Source organism: Microbacterium sp. CFBP 13617 (assembly GCF_014839445.1).
Lineage (GTDB): Bacteria > Actinomycetota > Actinomycetes > Actinomycetales > Microbacteriaceae > Microbacterium.
In genome coordinates this window covers 464,753-478,039 of sequence record NZ_JACYNW010000002.1, presented here as the reverse complement: position 1 = coordinate 478,039, position 13,287 = coordinate 464,753, and the positions used below count along the sequence as shown (strand labels likewise).

At 70.8% G+C, this 13,287-nt stretch carries 12 protein-coding genes; 6 read left to right on the top strand and 6 right to left on the bottom strand.

Annotated features, from left to right (window positions below):
- Positions 1-163 precede the first annotated feature (163 nt).
- Positions 164-1,030, top strand: a complete 867-nt coding sequence (locus IFU40_RS06910) for a cation-transporting ATPase (protein ID WP_191925854.1) — start codon at positions 164-166, stop codon at positions 1,028-1,030.
- Positions 1,031-1,278: 248 nt separating this feature from the next.
- On the opposite strand, the gene IFU40_RS06905 is transcribed toward IFU40_RS06910, so the two are convergent.
- The 5 genes from IFU40_RS06905 to pepN all read right to left on the bottom strand — a co-directional run bounded on the left by IFU40_RS06905 (position 1,279) and on the right by pepN (position 7,436).
- Complete coding sequence (locus IFU40_RS06905; RefSeq protein WP_191925853.1) at positions 1,279-1,728, bottom strand: globin; 450 nt, start codon at positions 1,726-1,728, stop codon at positions 1,279-1,281.
- Positions 1,725-2,969 carry a mechanosensitive ion channel family protein gene (locus IFU40_RS06900; protein ID WP_191925852.1) on the bottom strand — a complete coding sequence of 415 codons (1,245 nt, stop codon included), beginning with the start codon at positions 2,967-2,969 and terminating at the stop codon, positions 1,725-1,727. The genes IFU40_RS06905 and IFU40_RS06900 overlap by 4 nt, the downstream gene beginning before the upstream one ends.
- 70 nt (positions 2,970-3,039) lie before the next feature.
- Positions 3,040-3,849 carry an ABC transporter permease gene (locus tag IFU40_RS06895; RefSeq protein ID WP_191925851.1) on the bottom strand — a complete coding sequence of 270 codons (810 nt, stop codon included), beginning with the start codon at positions 3,847-3,849 and terminating at the stop codon, positions 3,040-3,042.
- Positions 3,846-4,757: an ABC transporter ATP-binding protein gene (locus tag IFU40_RS06890; protein ID WP_191925850.1), complete on the bottom strand. Its 912-nt coding sequence runs from the start codon at positions 4,755-4,757 to the stop codon at positions 3,846-3,848. The genes IFU40_RS06895 and IFU40_RS06890 overlap by 4 nt, the downstream gene beginning before the upstream one ends.
- 129 nt (positions 4,758-4,886) lie before the next feature.
- Positions 4,887-7,436 carry an aminopeptidase N gene (gene pepN, locus IFU40_RS06885; protein WP_191925849.1) on the bottom strand — a complete coding sequence of 850 codons (2,550 nt, stop codon included), beginning with the start codon at positions 7,434-7,436 and terminating at the stop codon, positions 4,887-4,889.
- A 150-nt stretch (positions 7,437-7,586) separates the two neighbouring features.
- On the opposite strand from pepN, the gene IFU40_RS06880 reads away from it, so the two are divergent.
- The 5 genes from IFU40_RS06880 (at position 7,587) to IFU40_RS06860 (ending at position 12,610) form a co-directional block, all read left to right on the top strand.
- Positions 7,587-8,774 carry a ferrochelatase gene (locus IFU40_RS06880; protein ID WP_055836825.1) on the top strand — a complete coding sequence of 396 codons (1,188 nt, stop codon included), beginning with the start codon at positions 7,587-7,589 and terminating at the stop codon, positions 8,772-8,774.
- Positions 8,775-8,867: 93 nt separating this feature from the next.
- Positions 8,868-9,410: a ribose-5-phosphate isomerase gene (locus IFU40_RS06875; RefSeq protein ID WP_055836828.1), complete on the top strand. Its 543-nt coding sequence runs from the start codon at positions 8,868-8,870 to the stop codon at positions 9,408-9,410.
- Complete coding sequence (locus tag IFU40_RS06870; RefSeq protein WP_191925848.1) at positions 9,410-10,402, top strand: Fpg/Nei family DNA glycosylase; 993 nt, start codon at positions 9,410-9,412, stop codon at positions 10,400-10,402. The genes IFU40_RS06875 and IFU40_RS06870 overlap by 1 nt, the downstream gene beginning before the upstream one ends.
- Before the next feature lie 94 nt (positions 10,403-10,496).
- Positions 10,497-11,120 carry an FMN-binding negative transcriptional regulator gene (locus tag IFU40_RS06865; RefSeq protein WP_191925847.1) on the top strand — a complete coding sequence of 208 codons (624 nt, stop codon included), beginning with the start codon at positions 10,497-10,499 and terminating at the stop codon, positions 11,118-11,120.
- Positions 11,117-12,610 carry an amidohydrolase family protein gene (locus IFU40_RS06860; protein WP_191925846.1) on the top strand — a complete coding sequence of 498 codons (1,494 nt, stop codon included), beginning with the start codon at positions 11,117-11,119 and terminating at the stop codon, positions 12,608-12,610. The genes IFU40_RS06865 and IFU40_RS06860 overlap by 4 nt, the downstream gene beginning before the upstream one ends.
- Positions 12,611-12,718: 108 nt before the next feature.
- Here IFU40_RS06860 and IFU40_RS06855 read toward each other — a convergent pair whose 3' ends face one another.
- Positions 12,719-13,204 carry a Dps family protein gene (locus IFU40_RS06855; RefSeq protein ID WP_055939900.1) on the bottom strand — a complete coding sequence of 162 codons (486 nt, stop codon included), beginning with the start codon at positions 13,202-13,204 and terminating at the stop codon, positions 12,719-12,721.
- Between the last annotated feature and the right edge of the window lie 83 nt (positions 13,205-13,287).

The window sequence follows — 13,287 nt, the reverse complement described above, 5'->3', positions numbered from 1 at the left end:
CGCGCATAGGTGGCCGCTTTACGCTGAGGGAAGCAAGGGGAGTACTCCCGTCGCGATGCATCCGTCATCACGAGCCCACCGTTGGGCTCCGGGTGCGTCGGTCCCGTCCGGGGCGGAGGAGACCTTGACGTCGCAGTTTCCGCTGCCCGTCGAGAGGTACCCCATGGTCTCGTTCTCCCGTCTGTTCGACCTCGCTTCGAAGGCCGTCGACAAGGCGTCGTCGTCCTCGTCTTCGCGGGACGGCTCCGCTCCCCACCCCTCGTCGGGTGCCTCCCGCGACTGGCGCACCATGGTGCGCTCCGCCGCCGATGCCGTCACCGGTGATCGCCGCGCAGACTCCGCGCCCGCGCCCGTCGCCGATTCGCGCCGAGACGCCGGTGTGACGGGCCGATACGCGCCGCCGCCCACGTCGGGCTCGGCCCCGGCGCTCTCGGCCGACGACCGCGCGGCGATCGCGCGGTACGACTACCTGCTGCGCACGGCCGACCCCGATCGCGTGGAGCAGATGCATCGCGAGGCCTTCGCGCGACTGACACCCGACCAGCGCGCGCACGTGCGCGAGCGCATGGATGCCGACCTGCAACCGCACGAGCGTCCGCGCTCGGACGCCCCCGACGACCTCGCCCGCACGGCCGCACGCGCCGAGGCCACGCGTCCGGGTCGCATGTCGCAGATGCTGTCCCGCGCGGGCCGCGGCGGGCTGATCGGCGCGGGAGTGGTGGGTGCGGGCGGGCTGCTCGCCGCCGTGGCCGGCGGAGCGATCGTCAGTGCGGTCGCCGGGCCCCTGCTCGCCCAGGCGGGTCAGCTGGGCGTCGACTTCGCCGGGCTCGCCGAGGGCGTCGACCTCGACGCTCTGGCATCCGGTGTCGACCTCGAGACACTCGCGGGCGGCGTCGACCTGGGGGCGGCGGGCGACTGGGCCAGCGGCGCGCAGGACGCGGTGTCGGGTCTGGGCGATCAGGTCGGCGGACTCGGCGAACGTCTGTCGAATTTCGACATCCCGGGCTTCGGCGACTTCCTCGGGCGCTGAGCGGCCCGACGACCCCGTCACCGCGTGAATGCGCGACGGTGCGCGGGCGGCCGCCTTCGGGCCAGCTGACGTGACGCCGGTCGAGGCTGCGCCGGTCGACGTTGAGCCGGTCGACGCGGCAGGCCGGGGGACGCGGCAAGCCGGTCGACGCGGCAAGGCGGACGGCGCGGCCGACCCGACGGCGCGCGGGCCGGTCGAGAACCGCGCCGGAGCGGCAGTGATCGGCACCCGCCGCCCCGTGACGTCGCTCAGTCGGCGGCGCGCACGGGCAGACCCGTGTCGGGGCGCCCGTTCTGCTGCGGCCCGATGCCGCGGGGCTCGAACGTGTTGACCATCGCGTACGCGGCGCGCTCGAGGTAGTCCCAAAGGGGTGCCTCGAACCCGGGCGGCAGGGCGATCTCGTCGACGGCGGCGCGCATGTGCCGAAGCCACCGGTCGCGGGCGTCGGGGTCGACGTGGAACGGCATGTGGCGCATGCGCAGGCGCGGATGACCTCGGGTCTCGCCGTAGGTCGCCGGCCCGCCCCAGTACTGGGCGAGGAAGAGCGTCAGACGTTCGGCCGCCGGCCCGAGGTCTTCTTCGGGGTACATGGGCTTGAGCACCTCGTCGCCGGCCACGCCGCGGTAGAACGCATCGACCAGGCGACGGAAGGTGTCCATGCCGCCGACCTGGTCGTAGAAGCTGATGGGCTCGGTCACGACTGCTCCTCGTGGTCGGCACGGACGGCCGGAGGCGTCGGCTTGGCGACGTCGGCCCCGGGCATCTCGGCGCCCGGAAGGTCCAGGGTCGCCGTCGGGGTCTCGTCGCGCAGGGTCTTCTTCTTCGTCTTCGCGGGGACGGCGTCGTCGTGGTCGTCGGCGGTGTCGGGCGCCTCGACGCGGCGGCCGCGGGGCTTCCAGCGAGGCCGGTCGGCGCCGGGCGCCACCGGCGTCTCTTTCGTCTTCGGCGGGTGCGCACCGCGCACGCTCTGCGCGCCCTCGGGCCCGCTGAGCATGATGGAGTTCAGCTGGGGCAGGGCGATGCCCATCGCATCGATCGCACGCTTGAGGCGCGCGCGCAGCTCGCGGGCGACGTCGTCCTTGGCACTCGAGCGCGTCTTCATGACCAGGCGGATGACGAGAGCGTCACCGCTGATGGATTCGAGGCCCCAGATCTCGGGCTGCTCGATGATGCGCGAGCGCCACTTGGACTCTTTCGACATCGTCTTCGCCGCGGCGAGCATCGCCGTCTCGACGTCGTCGATGTCGGCGTCGGTGGGAACGGCGAGGTCGATGATGACGCGCGACCAGCCCTGCGACATGTTGCCGATGCGGGTGATCTCGCCGTTGCGGACGTACCAGAGCGTTCCGTTGACGTCGCGGACGTGGGTGATGCGCACGCTGACGAACTCGACGATGCCGGTCGCCAGGCCCAGGTCGACGACGTCGCCGATGCCGATCTGGTCTTCGGCGACGATGAAGATGCCGTTGAGCACGTCTTTGACGATGTTCTGCGCGCCGAAACCGAGACCGGCGCCGACGGCAGCCGTGAGCAGGGTGAGCGAGGCCAGCGCGTTCGGCGCGACGATCCCGGCGACCCACACGAGCGCCACGATCACCAGGATGACGTTGACGATGTTCTGCAGGATCGTGCCGAGGGTGCGCGTGCGTTGCACGAGTCGCACCGCGCTGAGCGGGGACCGGTCGAGGGCCTGGGTGTCGTCGACGCGCGCCTTGCTCTTCGCACCGTTGACGATGCGATCGACCACGTGCCGAATGATGACGCGCAGGATCCACGCCGCTATGGCGATCCCGACGACGATGCCGAGAATCTGCAGCAGCACGCCACCAAAGCCGAGCAGCTGGCCGCCGACCCAGGTCCAGAAATCGAGGCTGCCGATGTCGGCCGGGGGCGCGGTGGAAGACGGGCTCGGTTCGGGGACTTCGGCGAGAACAGACATCCGTCACAGCGTAACGACGGATGCCTCGGCGCTGGCTGAGCGTCGAGGCATCCGTGGTGGGGAGGAGGGGTCAGACGTCGCGCGACCGCAGGGCGATCCAGCCCAGCACGAGCGGCGCGAGGGCCCACGCGGCCAGGGTGAGGGCGCCTTGGCCGAGTTCCGTGCCGCCGGGCGTGGTGAGCTGCACCGCGGCGTTGACCGGCAGGTAGTCGGCCGCGTCGAGGATCCACTGCCAGCTCGGTCCCGCGAACGAGAACAGGCTGAACACGATGGGCAGCACGAAGAGCACCCCGACCGTGGCCGCGATGGCGCCGGCGCCGCTGCGGATGACGAAGCCGAAGCCGAGACCGATCAGCGTGAAGGCCGCCATCGACACGACCCCCAACGAGAGAGGGACCAGGGACTCCGAGGGCGTCGACCAGTCGAGGCCCGTGCTGACCAGCGGCGCGGTCGCGGCGATCGCCACCGCGTAGATGACGACGGTGGTCACGGCCATGACGAGTGCGACGACGAGGGCCTTCGCCACCAGCACCGCCCCCCGACGGGGTTCGGCGGTGAGCGTCGAACGGATCATGCCGGTCGAGTACTCACCCGTGATGACGATCGCACCGAGGATGCCGGCGACCAGCATCGTGAACTGCGTCGGCGCCAGGATCACGTTCGCCGCGGGGAAGCCGCCGCCGATGTCGCTCGAGGCCGCGGCGATCAGCAACGAGATCCCGACCGACAGGGCGGCGGTGACGCCGAGCGACCACCAGGTGGAGCGCAGGGTGAGCATCTTGATGCTCTCGCTCTTCATCAGGTGGATGAAGCTGAGGCGGTGCGCGGTCGAGGCGTGGGCGTGGGCCCGCGTGGTCGGCGCGGAAGCGACGGCGGTCATGCGATCTCCTTGGTCTTGTACTCGACCGAGTCGTCGGTGAGGGCGAGGTAGGCGTCCTCGAGCGAGCCCGCTCGCGGGGTCAGTTCATAGAGGGGGATGCCGCGAGCGGCGGCGAGGTCGCCGACCGTCTGCGCCGTGACGCCGGTGATCTGGGCGGCACCGGGCTCGGTGGCCGTCACCGTGGCATCCGGGATCTGCAGGGCCGAGACGAGGTCGGCCAGGCGCGGGGAGCGCACGAGCAGGGTCGTGGTGGTCCAGGTGCCGACGAGGTCGGCGAGCGGCGCATCGGCCAGGACGCGTCCGCGGCCGAGCACGATGACGTGGTCGGCGGTCTGCGCCATCTCGCTCATCAGATGACTCGACAGCAGCACGGTGCGACCCTCACCCGCCAGATGGCGGACGAACTGGCGCACCCACCGCACGCCCTCGGGATCGAGGCCGTTGACCGGCTCGTCGAGGATGAGGGTGTGCGGGTCGCCGAGGAGAGCGGCGGCGATGCCGAGACGCTGGCCCATGCCGAGCGAGAACTTGCCCGCCCGCTTGCCGGCGACCGAGCCGATGCCGGTGAGCTCGATCACCTCGTCGACGCGGCTGCGCCCGATGCCGTGCGTCGCGGCCATGGCGCGCAGGTGGTTGCGCGCCGAGCGCCCGGTGTGGATCGCCTTGGCGTCGAGCAGCACGCCGACCTCGGTGAGGGTGGAGCGCAGACGGCGGTAGTCCTGCCCGCCGACGGTGACCGAACCCGTCGAGGGACGGTCGAGACCGACGATCATGCGCATGGTGGTCGACTTGCCCGCGCCGTTGGGGCCGAGGAAGCCGGTGACGCGGCCAGGAGCCACGGTGAACGAGACGTCGTCGACGGCGGTCTTGTCGCCGTAACGCTTGGTGAGGTGCTCTGCAACGATCATGCCTTCACGCTACGGAGGCGCCCCGGGCGGGGGCATCCTCCCAGGGGATGATCCGGGTCCACCCGGGGATGACCCGCGAACGACGAATGCCCCCTCCCGGTGAGGGAGGGGGCATTCTGAGGACCTCGATTACTGCGAGTCGCGCTCCTGGACCGACAGCGCACGCTCCACGCCGGCGAGGTTCTCGCCGACGAGGCGGCGCAGCGCCGGGGCGGCGTCGGCGTTCTGCGTCAGCCAGGCGCGGGTCGCATCGCGCAGGGCGGTGTTCGCGAGGGCGGCGGGGTACAGACCCACGATCAGGTACTGCGCGATCTGGTAGCTGCGCGACTCCCAGATCGGCAGCAGCATCGCGAAGTACGGCTCGACGAATTCGGCCAGCACGTCGACCGTCGCCGGGTGCGTGAAGCCGAGGGCGGTCGAACGCACGATCGTGTTCGGCGCGTCGGCGTTGTCGATGAGCGAGTTCCACGCCTGCTGCTTCGCCTCGTGCGTGGGCAGCGAGGCCTTCGCCTGGGCGGCGAGCTCCCCACCCTTCGAGGTGTTGTCGGCCGCGCGGGCCGCGTCGATGTCGGCGGCCGACACCGCGCCGGCCGTGGCCAGCGAGATGAGCAACTGCCACGACAGGTCGGTGTCGATCTCGAGGCCGTCGAGCACCGTCTCGCCCGAGCGCAGGGCCCGCACCGTCTCGGCGTGTGCCGGGGTCGAGGCCGCCGAGGCGAACGCGGTGACGAACTGCAGCTGGCTGTCGCTGCCGGCCTCGGCGGCCTGGGCGAGCGCCCAGAGGCCGTCGGCGACGCGTGCGCGAGCCGCCTCGCGCGACGCGGGCGTCACGTACGAGTTGGCGGCGAGCTGCAGCTGACCGAGCGTCGTGCGCACCGTCGTGGACTCGGTCTCGGAACCGATGTTGCGCAGCACGAGATCCAGGTAGTCGGTGGCCGAGGACTCGGCATCCCGGGTCTGATCCCAGGCGGCGCCCCAGACGAGCGAGCGGGCCAGCGGGTCGGAGATGTCCTTGAGGTGGGCGATCGCCGTGGCGAGCGAGCGCTCGTCGAGGCGGATCTTCGCGTAGGCGAGGTCGTCGTCGTTGAGCAGCACGAGATCGGGACGACGGATGCCGCGGAGCTCGGCGACCTCGGTGCGGTCGCCGTCGACGTCGATCTCGACGCGATGCACGCGCTCGAGCGCTCCGGTGTCGTTCAGCGAGTAGAAGCCGACGCCTAGGCGGTGCGGACGGATGGTGGGGTAGTCGGCGGGCGCCGTCTGCACGATCGCGAAGCGCGAGATGGTGCCGTCGGAGCCTTCTTCGATGAGCGGCGAGAGCGTGTTGACGCCCGCCGTCTCGAGCCACTTCTTCGACCAGTCGCCCAGGTCGCGGCCGCTGGTGGCCTCGAGCTCGACGAGCAGGTCGCCGACCTCGGTGTTCGACCACTGGTGCTTCTGGAAGTACGCGCCGACCCCGGCGAAGAACTGCTCGATCCCGACCCAGGCGGCGAGCTGCTTGAGCACCGACCCGCCCTTGGCGTAGGTGATGCCGTCGAAGTTGACCTGCACGTCTTCGAGGTCGGTGATCTCGGCGACGACCGGGTGGGTCGAGGGGAGCTGGTCCTGACGGTAGGCCCAGGTCTTCTCCATCGCGTTGAAGGTGGTCCAGGCGGCTTTCCACTCGGTGGCCTCGGCGGTGGCGATCGTCGACGCCCATTCGGCGAACGACTCGTTGAGCCAGAGGTCGTTCCACCACTTCATGGTGACGAGGTCGCCGAACCACATGTGGGCGAGCTCGTGCAGGATCGTCACGACGCGGCGTTCCTTGACCGCGTCGGTGACCTTGCTGCGGAAGACGTAGGTCTCGGTGAAGGTCACCGCACCGGCGTTCTCCATCGCGCCGGCATTGAACTCGGGCACGAAGAGCTGGTCGTACTTGGCGAACGGGTACGGGAACCCGAACTTCTCCTCGAAGTACGCGAAGCCCTGGCGCGTCTTGTCGAAGACGTAGTCGGCGTCGAGGTGCTGCCACAGGCTCTTGCGCGCGAAGACGCCGAGGGGGATGACGCGGCCGTCGGCGCTGGTCAGCTCCGAGAAGGTCGCCTCGTACGGACCCGCCACGAGCGCGGTGATGTACGACGAGATTCGGGGCGTCGGGGGGAAGTCCCAGCGGGCGGTGTCGTCGCCGACGGCGACGGGCTCGGGCGTGGGGGAGTTGGAGACGACCTTCCAGCGCGCGGGGGCGGTCACCGAGAACGTGAAGGCGGCCTTGAGATCGGGCTGCTCGAACACCGTGTACATGCGGCGGGAGTCGGGAACCTCGAACTGCGAGTAGAGGTAGACCTCGCCGTCGACGGGGTCGACGAAGCGGTGCAGGCCCTCGCCGGTGTTCGTGTACTCGCAGTCGGCCTCGACGACGAGCTCGTTCTCGGATGCCAGCTCGTCGAGCGCGATGCGCGAGTCGACGAACACGGCGGCCGGGTCGAGGGATCGGCCGTTCAGCGTGACGGAGTGCACGGTGCGCGCGATGAGATCGATGAACGTCGATGCGCCCTCGGTGGCGGCGAAGGTGACGACGGTGCGCGAGGAGAAGACCTCGTCGCCGCGGGTGAGATCGAGCTGCACGTCGTAGGCGTGCGTGTCGACGACAGCGCGGCGTTCCTGCGCTTCGATGCGGGTGAGGTTCTCTCCTGGCACTGGCGTACTCCCTGGGATGAGGGTGGATCGTCGCAGATCGAGCGCTCTCGCGGGTGACGACGGACGCCGTCGGCGACGATGACAACCAGATAAGCCTAGTCACGAGATAACCCGCGCCCGGGCTCGCCATGCAGGTGCGAGGATGTCTGCGTGAGCACGACCGACACGGACACTACCCCTGAACCCGTCCTCTATGCCTCGCCCGCCGCGGCGTCGGGGCCCAAGTGGGTCGAGACGCCCGTCGCGTACGACGGCATCCTCCTCGCCGGATTCGGCGGCCCGGAGGGGCAGGACGACGTCATCCCCTTCCTCCGCAACGTCACGCGCGGACGCGGCATCCCCGACGAGCGCCTCGAAGAGGTCGCCCATCACTACCGCCACTTCGGCGGGGTCAGCCCCATCAACGAGCACAACCGCGAGTTGAAGGCGGCTCTGGAGGCGGAGATCGCTGCGCGCGGGCTGGGCTTGCCCGTCTACTGGGGCAACCGCAACTGGGCGCCCTACCTCGAAGAGGCCGTGACCGAGGCCGCCGAAGCCGGCCACACCACTCTTCTCGCGATCGCCACGAGCGCGTACAGCTCGTTCTCGAGCTGCCGGCAGTACCGCGAGGACTACGCCCGCGTGCTCGAGTCGACGGGGCTCGGCGAGACCGTGACGATCGACAAGGTGCGCCAGTTCTTCGATCACCCCGGCTTCGTCGACACGTTCCTGCGCGGAGTGACGGATGCCGTGGCCGGCTTCGTCGCCGACGGGATCGCGCCCGAGAAGATCCGCGTGCTGTTCTCGACCCACTCCATTCCGATGGCCGACGCCCAGCGCTCGGGCCCCCGTGACGTCGAGTTCGGCGAGGGGGGCGCGTACGAGGCGCAGCACAAGGCCGTCGCGGAGGTCGTCATGGCCGCTGTCGCCGACGCCGTCGCCGAGGTCGAGTGGGAGCTCGTCTACCAGTCGCGCTCCGGCCCGCCCACGCAGCCCTGGCTCGAGCCCGACGTCAACGACGTGATCGCCGAACTCCCCGGCCGCGGGGTCGAGGCCGTCGCGATCGTGCCGCTCGGCTTCGTCAGCGACCACATGGAGGTGCTCTGGGACCTCGACACCGAGGCCATGGAGGCCGCCGAGGAGGCCGGCATCCGCGCAGTCCGCACGCCCACGCCCGGCGTCGACCCGGCCTACGTCTCGGGCCTCGTCGACCTCGTCGAGGAGCGACTGAACGGCACTCCGAAATCGGAACGCCCGCACCTGACCGACCTGGGGCCGTGGTACGACGTGTGCCGCCCCGGCTGCTGCGAGAACATCCGCGCCGGGTTCAAGCCCGTCGCCGCGGGCGTTCGCCCCTGACCCGATCCGACGCCGCCCGCTCTCTCTTCCGGGGAGCGGGCGGCGTCGTCGCGTCCGCCCCCTGATGTCGGCGGCCGTCAATAAGATGAGCGCATGCGCATCCACATCGGCACCGATCACGCCGGTCTCGAGTTCTCGACCCAGATCCAGCACCACCTCGCCGCCCAGGGGCACGAGGTCGTCGACCACGGCCCCCTCGAGTACGACCCGCTCGACGACTACCCGGCCTTCTGCATCCGCGCCGCTCAAGCGGTCGTGCGTGATCAGGCCGATGGCGTCGACGCGCTCGGCGTCGTCTTCGGCGGCTCGGGCAACGGCGAGCAGATCGCCGCGAACAAGGTGCTGGGCGTGCGCGCCGCTCTGGTGTGGAACGTGTCGACCGCCGAGCTGGCGCGCGAGCACAACGACGCCAACGTCATCTCGATCGGCGCGCGTCAGCACACGTTCGACGAGGCCGCATCGTTCATCGACCGCTTCATCGCGACACCGTTCTCGGGCGAAGAGCGCCACGCGCGCCGGATCGGCCAGCTCGCGGCGTACGAGCAAGACGGCGTGCTGCTGCCCGACCCGCGGGCGGCTCGCGGCGAGAACACCCTGACCGACGCCAGCGACTCGTTCGACCCCGAGGCAGGCTGATGCCCGAAGGGCATTCCGTCCACCGCATCGCGCGGCAGTTCGACCGCAACATCGTGGGGCGCATCGTGGCGGCATCCAGCCCCCAGGGTCGTTTCGTCGAGGGCGCGTCGGTGCTCGACGGGCGCGAAGCGGTCGAGGTGCGGGCCGTCGCCAAGCAGATGTTCCTGCGGTTCGACGGTGACGTGTGGCTTCGCGTGCACCTGGGCATGTACGGCGCGTGGGACTTCTCGGGCGAGGTGGCGCTCGACGCGACGATCGCCTCGGCGAACGGCCGCATGGGGCACACCAACCAGCGCGGCACGACGTTCGACGACGCGCCGATCCTCGACGCCGCGGGCGAGAACTCCCTGAGCTCGATCGGCGCCCCGCGGCGCGCGCGCGTGCGCATGTCGGAGCAGACGACCGGCCTCGACGAACAGGTCGAGTGGCCGCCGCCGGTGGTCGGCGCCGTGCGGCTGCGTCTTCTCACCGAGACGACGTGCGCCGACCTGCGCGGCCCCACGGCCTGCGTGCTGCAGACGCCCGACGAGGTGGCGGCGACGATCGCGAAGCTCGGCCCCGACCCTCTCGTCGACGACGTCGCCGAGGGCGAGGAACGCTTCACCGCGACCGTCAAGAAGAAGCCCACCGCCATCGGCCTGCTGCTGATGGATCAGGCCGTGGTCAGCGGAATCGGCAACGTCTACCGCGCCGAGATCCTCTTCCGCGCCCGGCAGAATCCGCACACGCCTGGCCGCGACGTGCCCGAAGAGGTCGTCCGCGGCATGTGGCGCGACTGGGTGCGACTGCTGTCGATCGGCGTCGAGACCGGCCAGATGATGACGATGGACGACCTCGACCCCGAGGCGTATCGCCGTGCCATGGCCCATCGCGACGACCGGCACTGGGTCTACCACCGCGCGGGTCTGCCGTGCCGCGTATGCGGCACCGACATCGTGATGGAAGAGGCGGCGGGGCGCAAGCTCTACTGGTGCCCACGCTGCCAGGCCTGATCTGCCGGGGACGGTCCCGTCGACGAGCCCGGTGCCTCGCGCGCCGCGTCGGCGGATGAGCCTGGTGAAGCCCGCCGCGTTCTAGGCTGATCCGGTGCGCCAGAACCCCAGCTTCGCGATGACCGACGTCGGTGAGATCCGGCGTCTCATCGACCGCCACCCATGGGTCACCCTCGTCGGTCAGGGCGACGACGGTCTCGTCGCCTCGCACTATGCGGTCATGCTCGACGACCAGCGCGACGACCTGACCATCGTCGGGCACGTCGGCAAGCCCGACGACGCGATCCTCGGTCTCGGTGACCGCGAGCTGCTCGTGGTGGTGCAGGGCCCGCACGGATACGTCACTCCCCGGTGGTACGGCGATGTGCCCGCCGTCCCCACCTGGAACTTCGTGTCGGCGCACCTCTCCGGCATCCCGGAGATCCTGACGCCCGACGAGAACCTCCGCGTACTCGAACGTCTCGTCGAGCGGTTCGAGGGCGACGCCGACGACGCGCGGACCCTGTACGCCCTGCCGAACGACGCGACGTTCGTCGAACGCCTCGAGCGCGGCACCGTCGGCTTCCGCCTGACGCCCACGCGGGTCACGGCCAAACGCAAGCTGAGCCAGAACAAGAGCGCCGAAGTGGTCGAGACCATCGTCGCGGGGCTGTCCGTGCAGCACCCCGAGCTCGCCGGCGAGATGCGCCGCGCCGAAGACGCCCGGGGACGCGCGTGATCGGCGAGCACGTCGGATTCGTCCGCGCCGTGCGGGTGGCGGGGCCGGGTCGTGAGTTCCTCCCCACCTCGGAGCCCGTCGACCTCGTCATCGCCGACGGGGTGATCGCCGACATCGCCCCCACGGGGAATCTCCGGCCCACCGGCGTGGTGGTGGACGGGGAGGGCGGCTGGCTGCTGCCCGGCCTCTGGGACCACCACGTGCACGTGCTGCAGTGGGCCCTGGTCGCCGAGCGCGTGCCGCTCGGCGAGGTCGCCTCGGCGCGCGATGCCGCATCGATCATGGCGTTCGCCCCCGAGAGCGACGGACGCCGCGTCGGCGTCGGCTTCCGCGACGGGCTGTGGCCCGACGAACCGAGTCTCGCCCTGCTCGACGCCGCGACCGGAGACGGGGCGACGTACCTGGTCAACGCCGACGTGCACAGCGTTTGGATGAACAGCGCCGCGTTCCGTCGCGAGGGCTTCGAGCCCGTGGCATCCGGGATGCTGCGCGAAGAGGACGCATTCGAGATCTCGCGCCGACTCAACGCCATGGAGCCGGACCGTGCCGACGACGCCGTCGAGCGCATGGCTCGCGCCGCCGCGGCGCGCGGGATCGTCGGACTCGTCGACCTCGACATGACGTGGAACGACGAGCCCTGGCAGCGGCGGGTCGCGCGGGGCTTCGACACGCTCCGCGTCTCGTACGGCACCTACCCGCAGCACCTCGACCGCGCGATCGCCGAGGGCCTGCGCACCGGCGACCGGGTGCGCGGGGCGGCGCACGACCTCGTGCGCGTCGGACCGCTGAAAGCCATCACCGACGGGTCGCTCGGAACCCGCACGGCGGCGTGCGCCCACCACTACCCGGGTGAGATCGGCAACCACGGACTGCTCACCGTGCCCCCCGACGCGCTCGTCGACATGATGACGCGGGCGACCGCCGCAGGGCTCGAGTGCGCGATCCACGCCATCGGCGACGTCGCGAACGCCCACGCTCTCGACGCGTACGCGCGCACCGGCGCGGTGGGCACCATCGAGCACGCCCAGCTCGTCGCGCACGCCGACATTCCGCGTTTCGCCCGGCTGGGAGTCGCGGCGAGCGTGCAACCCGAGCACGCGCTCGACGATCGCGACATGACGGATGCCATCTGGGCCGAGCAATCCGCGCAGCCCTACCCCCTGCGCGCACTGGTCGACAGCGGGGCGAACGTGCGGTTCGGCTCCGACGCGCCCGTGGCGTCGCTGGATCCGTGGGCGGCGATGGCGTCGGCCGTGTTCCGCACGCGCGACGGGCGCGACGCCTGGCACCCGCACCAGCGGATCGACATCGACACCGCCATCGCGGCATCCACCGCCGGAGGATCGACGGCGCCGGCGCAGATCAGCCCCGGGGCCCTGGCGGATCTCGTCATCGTGGGCGACGATCCGCACGCCGCCGACGAGCGGGGCCTGCGCGCCATGCCGGTGCGAACGACGCTGCTCGCGGGGCGCGTGACGCACGGCGCGTGACGCACACGTCCTCGCCGCTTCGGATTCGCGCGCGACGACAGCCCCGGCGTTTCGCTCGGGGAACGACGAAGGGGGCGGTGCCGAAGCACCGCCCCCTTCGTGGAGGAATTACGCCGCGAGGTGCGCGAACAGGAACCAGCGGTCCTTGTCGAGACCGCGCTTGATCTCGATGGCGACGTCCTGGCTCGTCATGTCGAGCTCGTCGAGGCCTTCGATGGCGGCTTCGATGTCGAGCAGCACGGCGTCGATGTCGGCGATGACGGCGCGGATGACGACGTCGGACTGCGCGAAGCCGGCGGGGACCTCGGTGGCCTTCGCCTTGGCCGCGACCGTCGACAGGCGCGCGTCGATGGGCAGGCCCAGGGCGACGATGCGCTCGGCGGCCAGGTCGGCCCAATCCTGCGCGTGAGCCACGACCGTGTCGAGCAGCTCGTGCACGCCGATGAAGTTGGATCCGCGGACGTGCCAGTGCGCCTGCTTGCCGTTGACGACGAGCGCCTCGAGGCCGATCACGACGGGGGACAGGAACTGCGCGGTGCCGGACGCCATGGTGGAGTCGACGGTGGTGGCGGCGGGGGTGTGAACGGTGCTCATGTTTGCTCCTTAGGCGACGTTCGAAGTCTCGATGGATGCAACGCTACTCAGTCGCGGACATTCCGCAAGCAAGATGAGGCTCG

Excerpts from the sequence above, each read along its gene's own strand:
- IFU40_RS06910 (WP_191925854.1), top strand. The coding sequence starts at position 164 with ATGGTCTCGTTCTCCCGTCTGTTCGACCTCGCTTCGAAGGCCGTCGAC.
- IFU40_RS06855 (WP_055939900.1), bottom strand. The coding sequence starts at position 13,204 with ATGAGCACCGTTCACACCCCCGCCGCCACCACCGTCGACTCCACCATG.
- IFU40_RS06875 (WP_055836828.1), top strand. The coding sequence starts at position 8,868 with ATGCGCATCCACATCGGCACCGATCACGCCGGTCTCGAGTTCTCGACC.
- IFU40_RS06895 (WP_191925851.1), bottom strand. The coding sequence starts at position 3,849 with ATGACCGCCGTCGCTTCCGCGCCGACCACGCGGGCCCACGCCCACGCC.
- IFU40_RS06890 (WP_191925850.1), bottom strand. The coding sequence starts at position 4,757 with ATGATCGTTGCAGAGCACCTCACCAAGCGTTACGGCGACAAGACCGCC.
- IFU40_RS06870 (WP_191925848.1), top strand. The coding sequence starts at position 9,410 with ATGCCCGAAGGGCATTCCGTCCACCGCATCGCGCGGCAGTTCGACCGC.
- IFU40_RS06900 (WP_191925852.1), bottom strand. The coding sequence starts at position 2,969 with ATGTCTGTTCTCGCCGAAGTCCCCGAACCGAGCCCGTCTTCCACCGCG.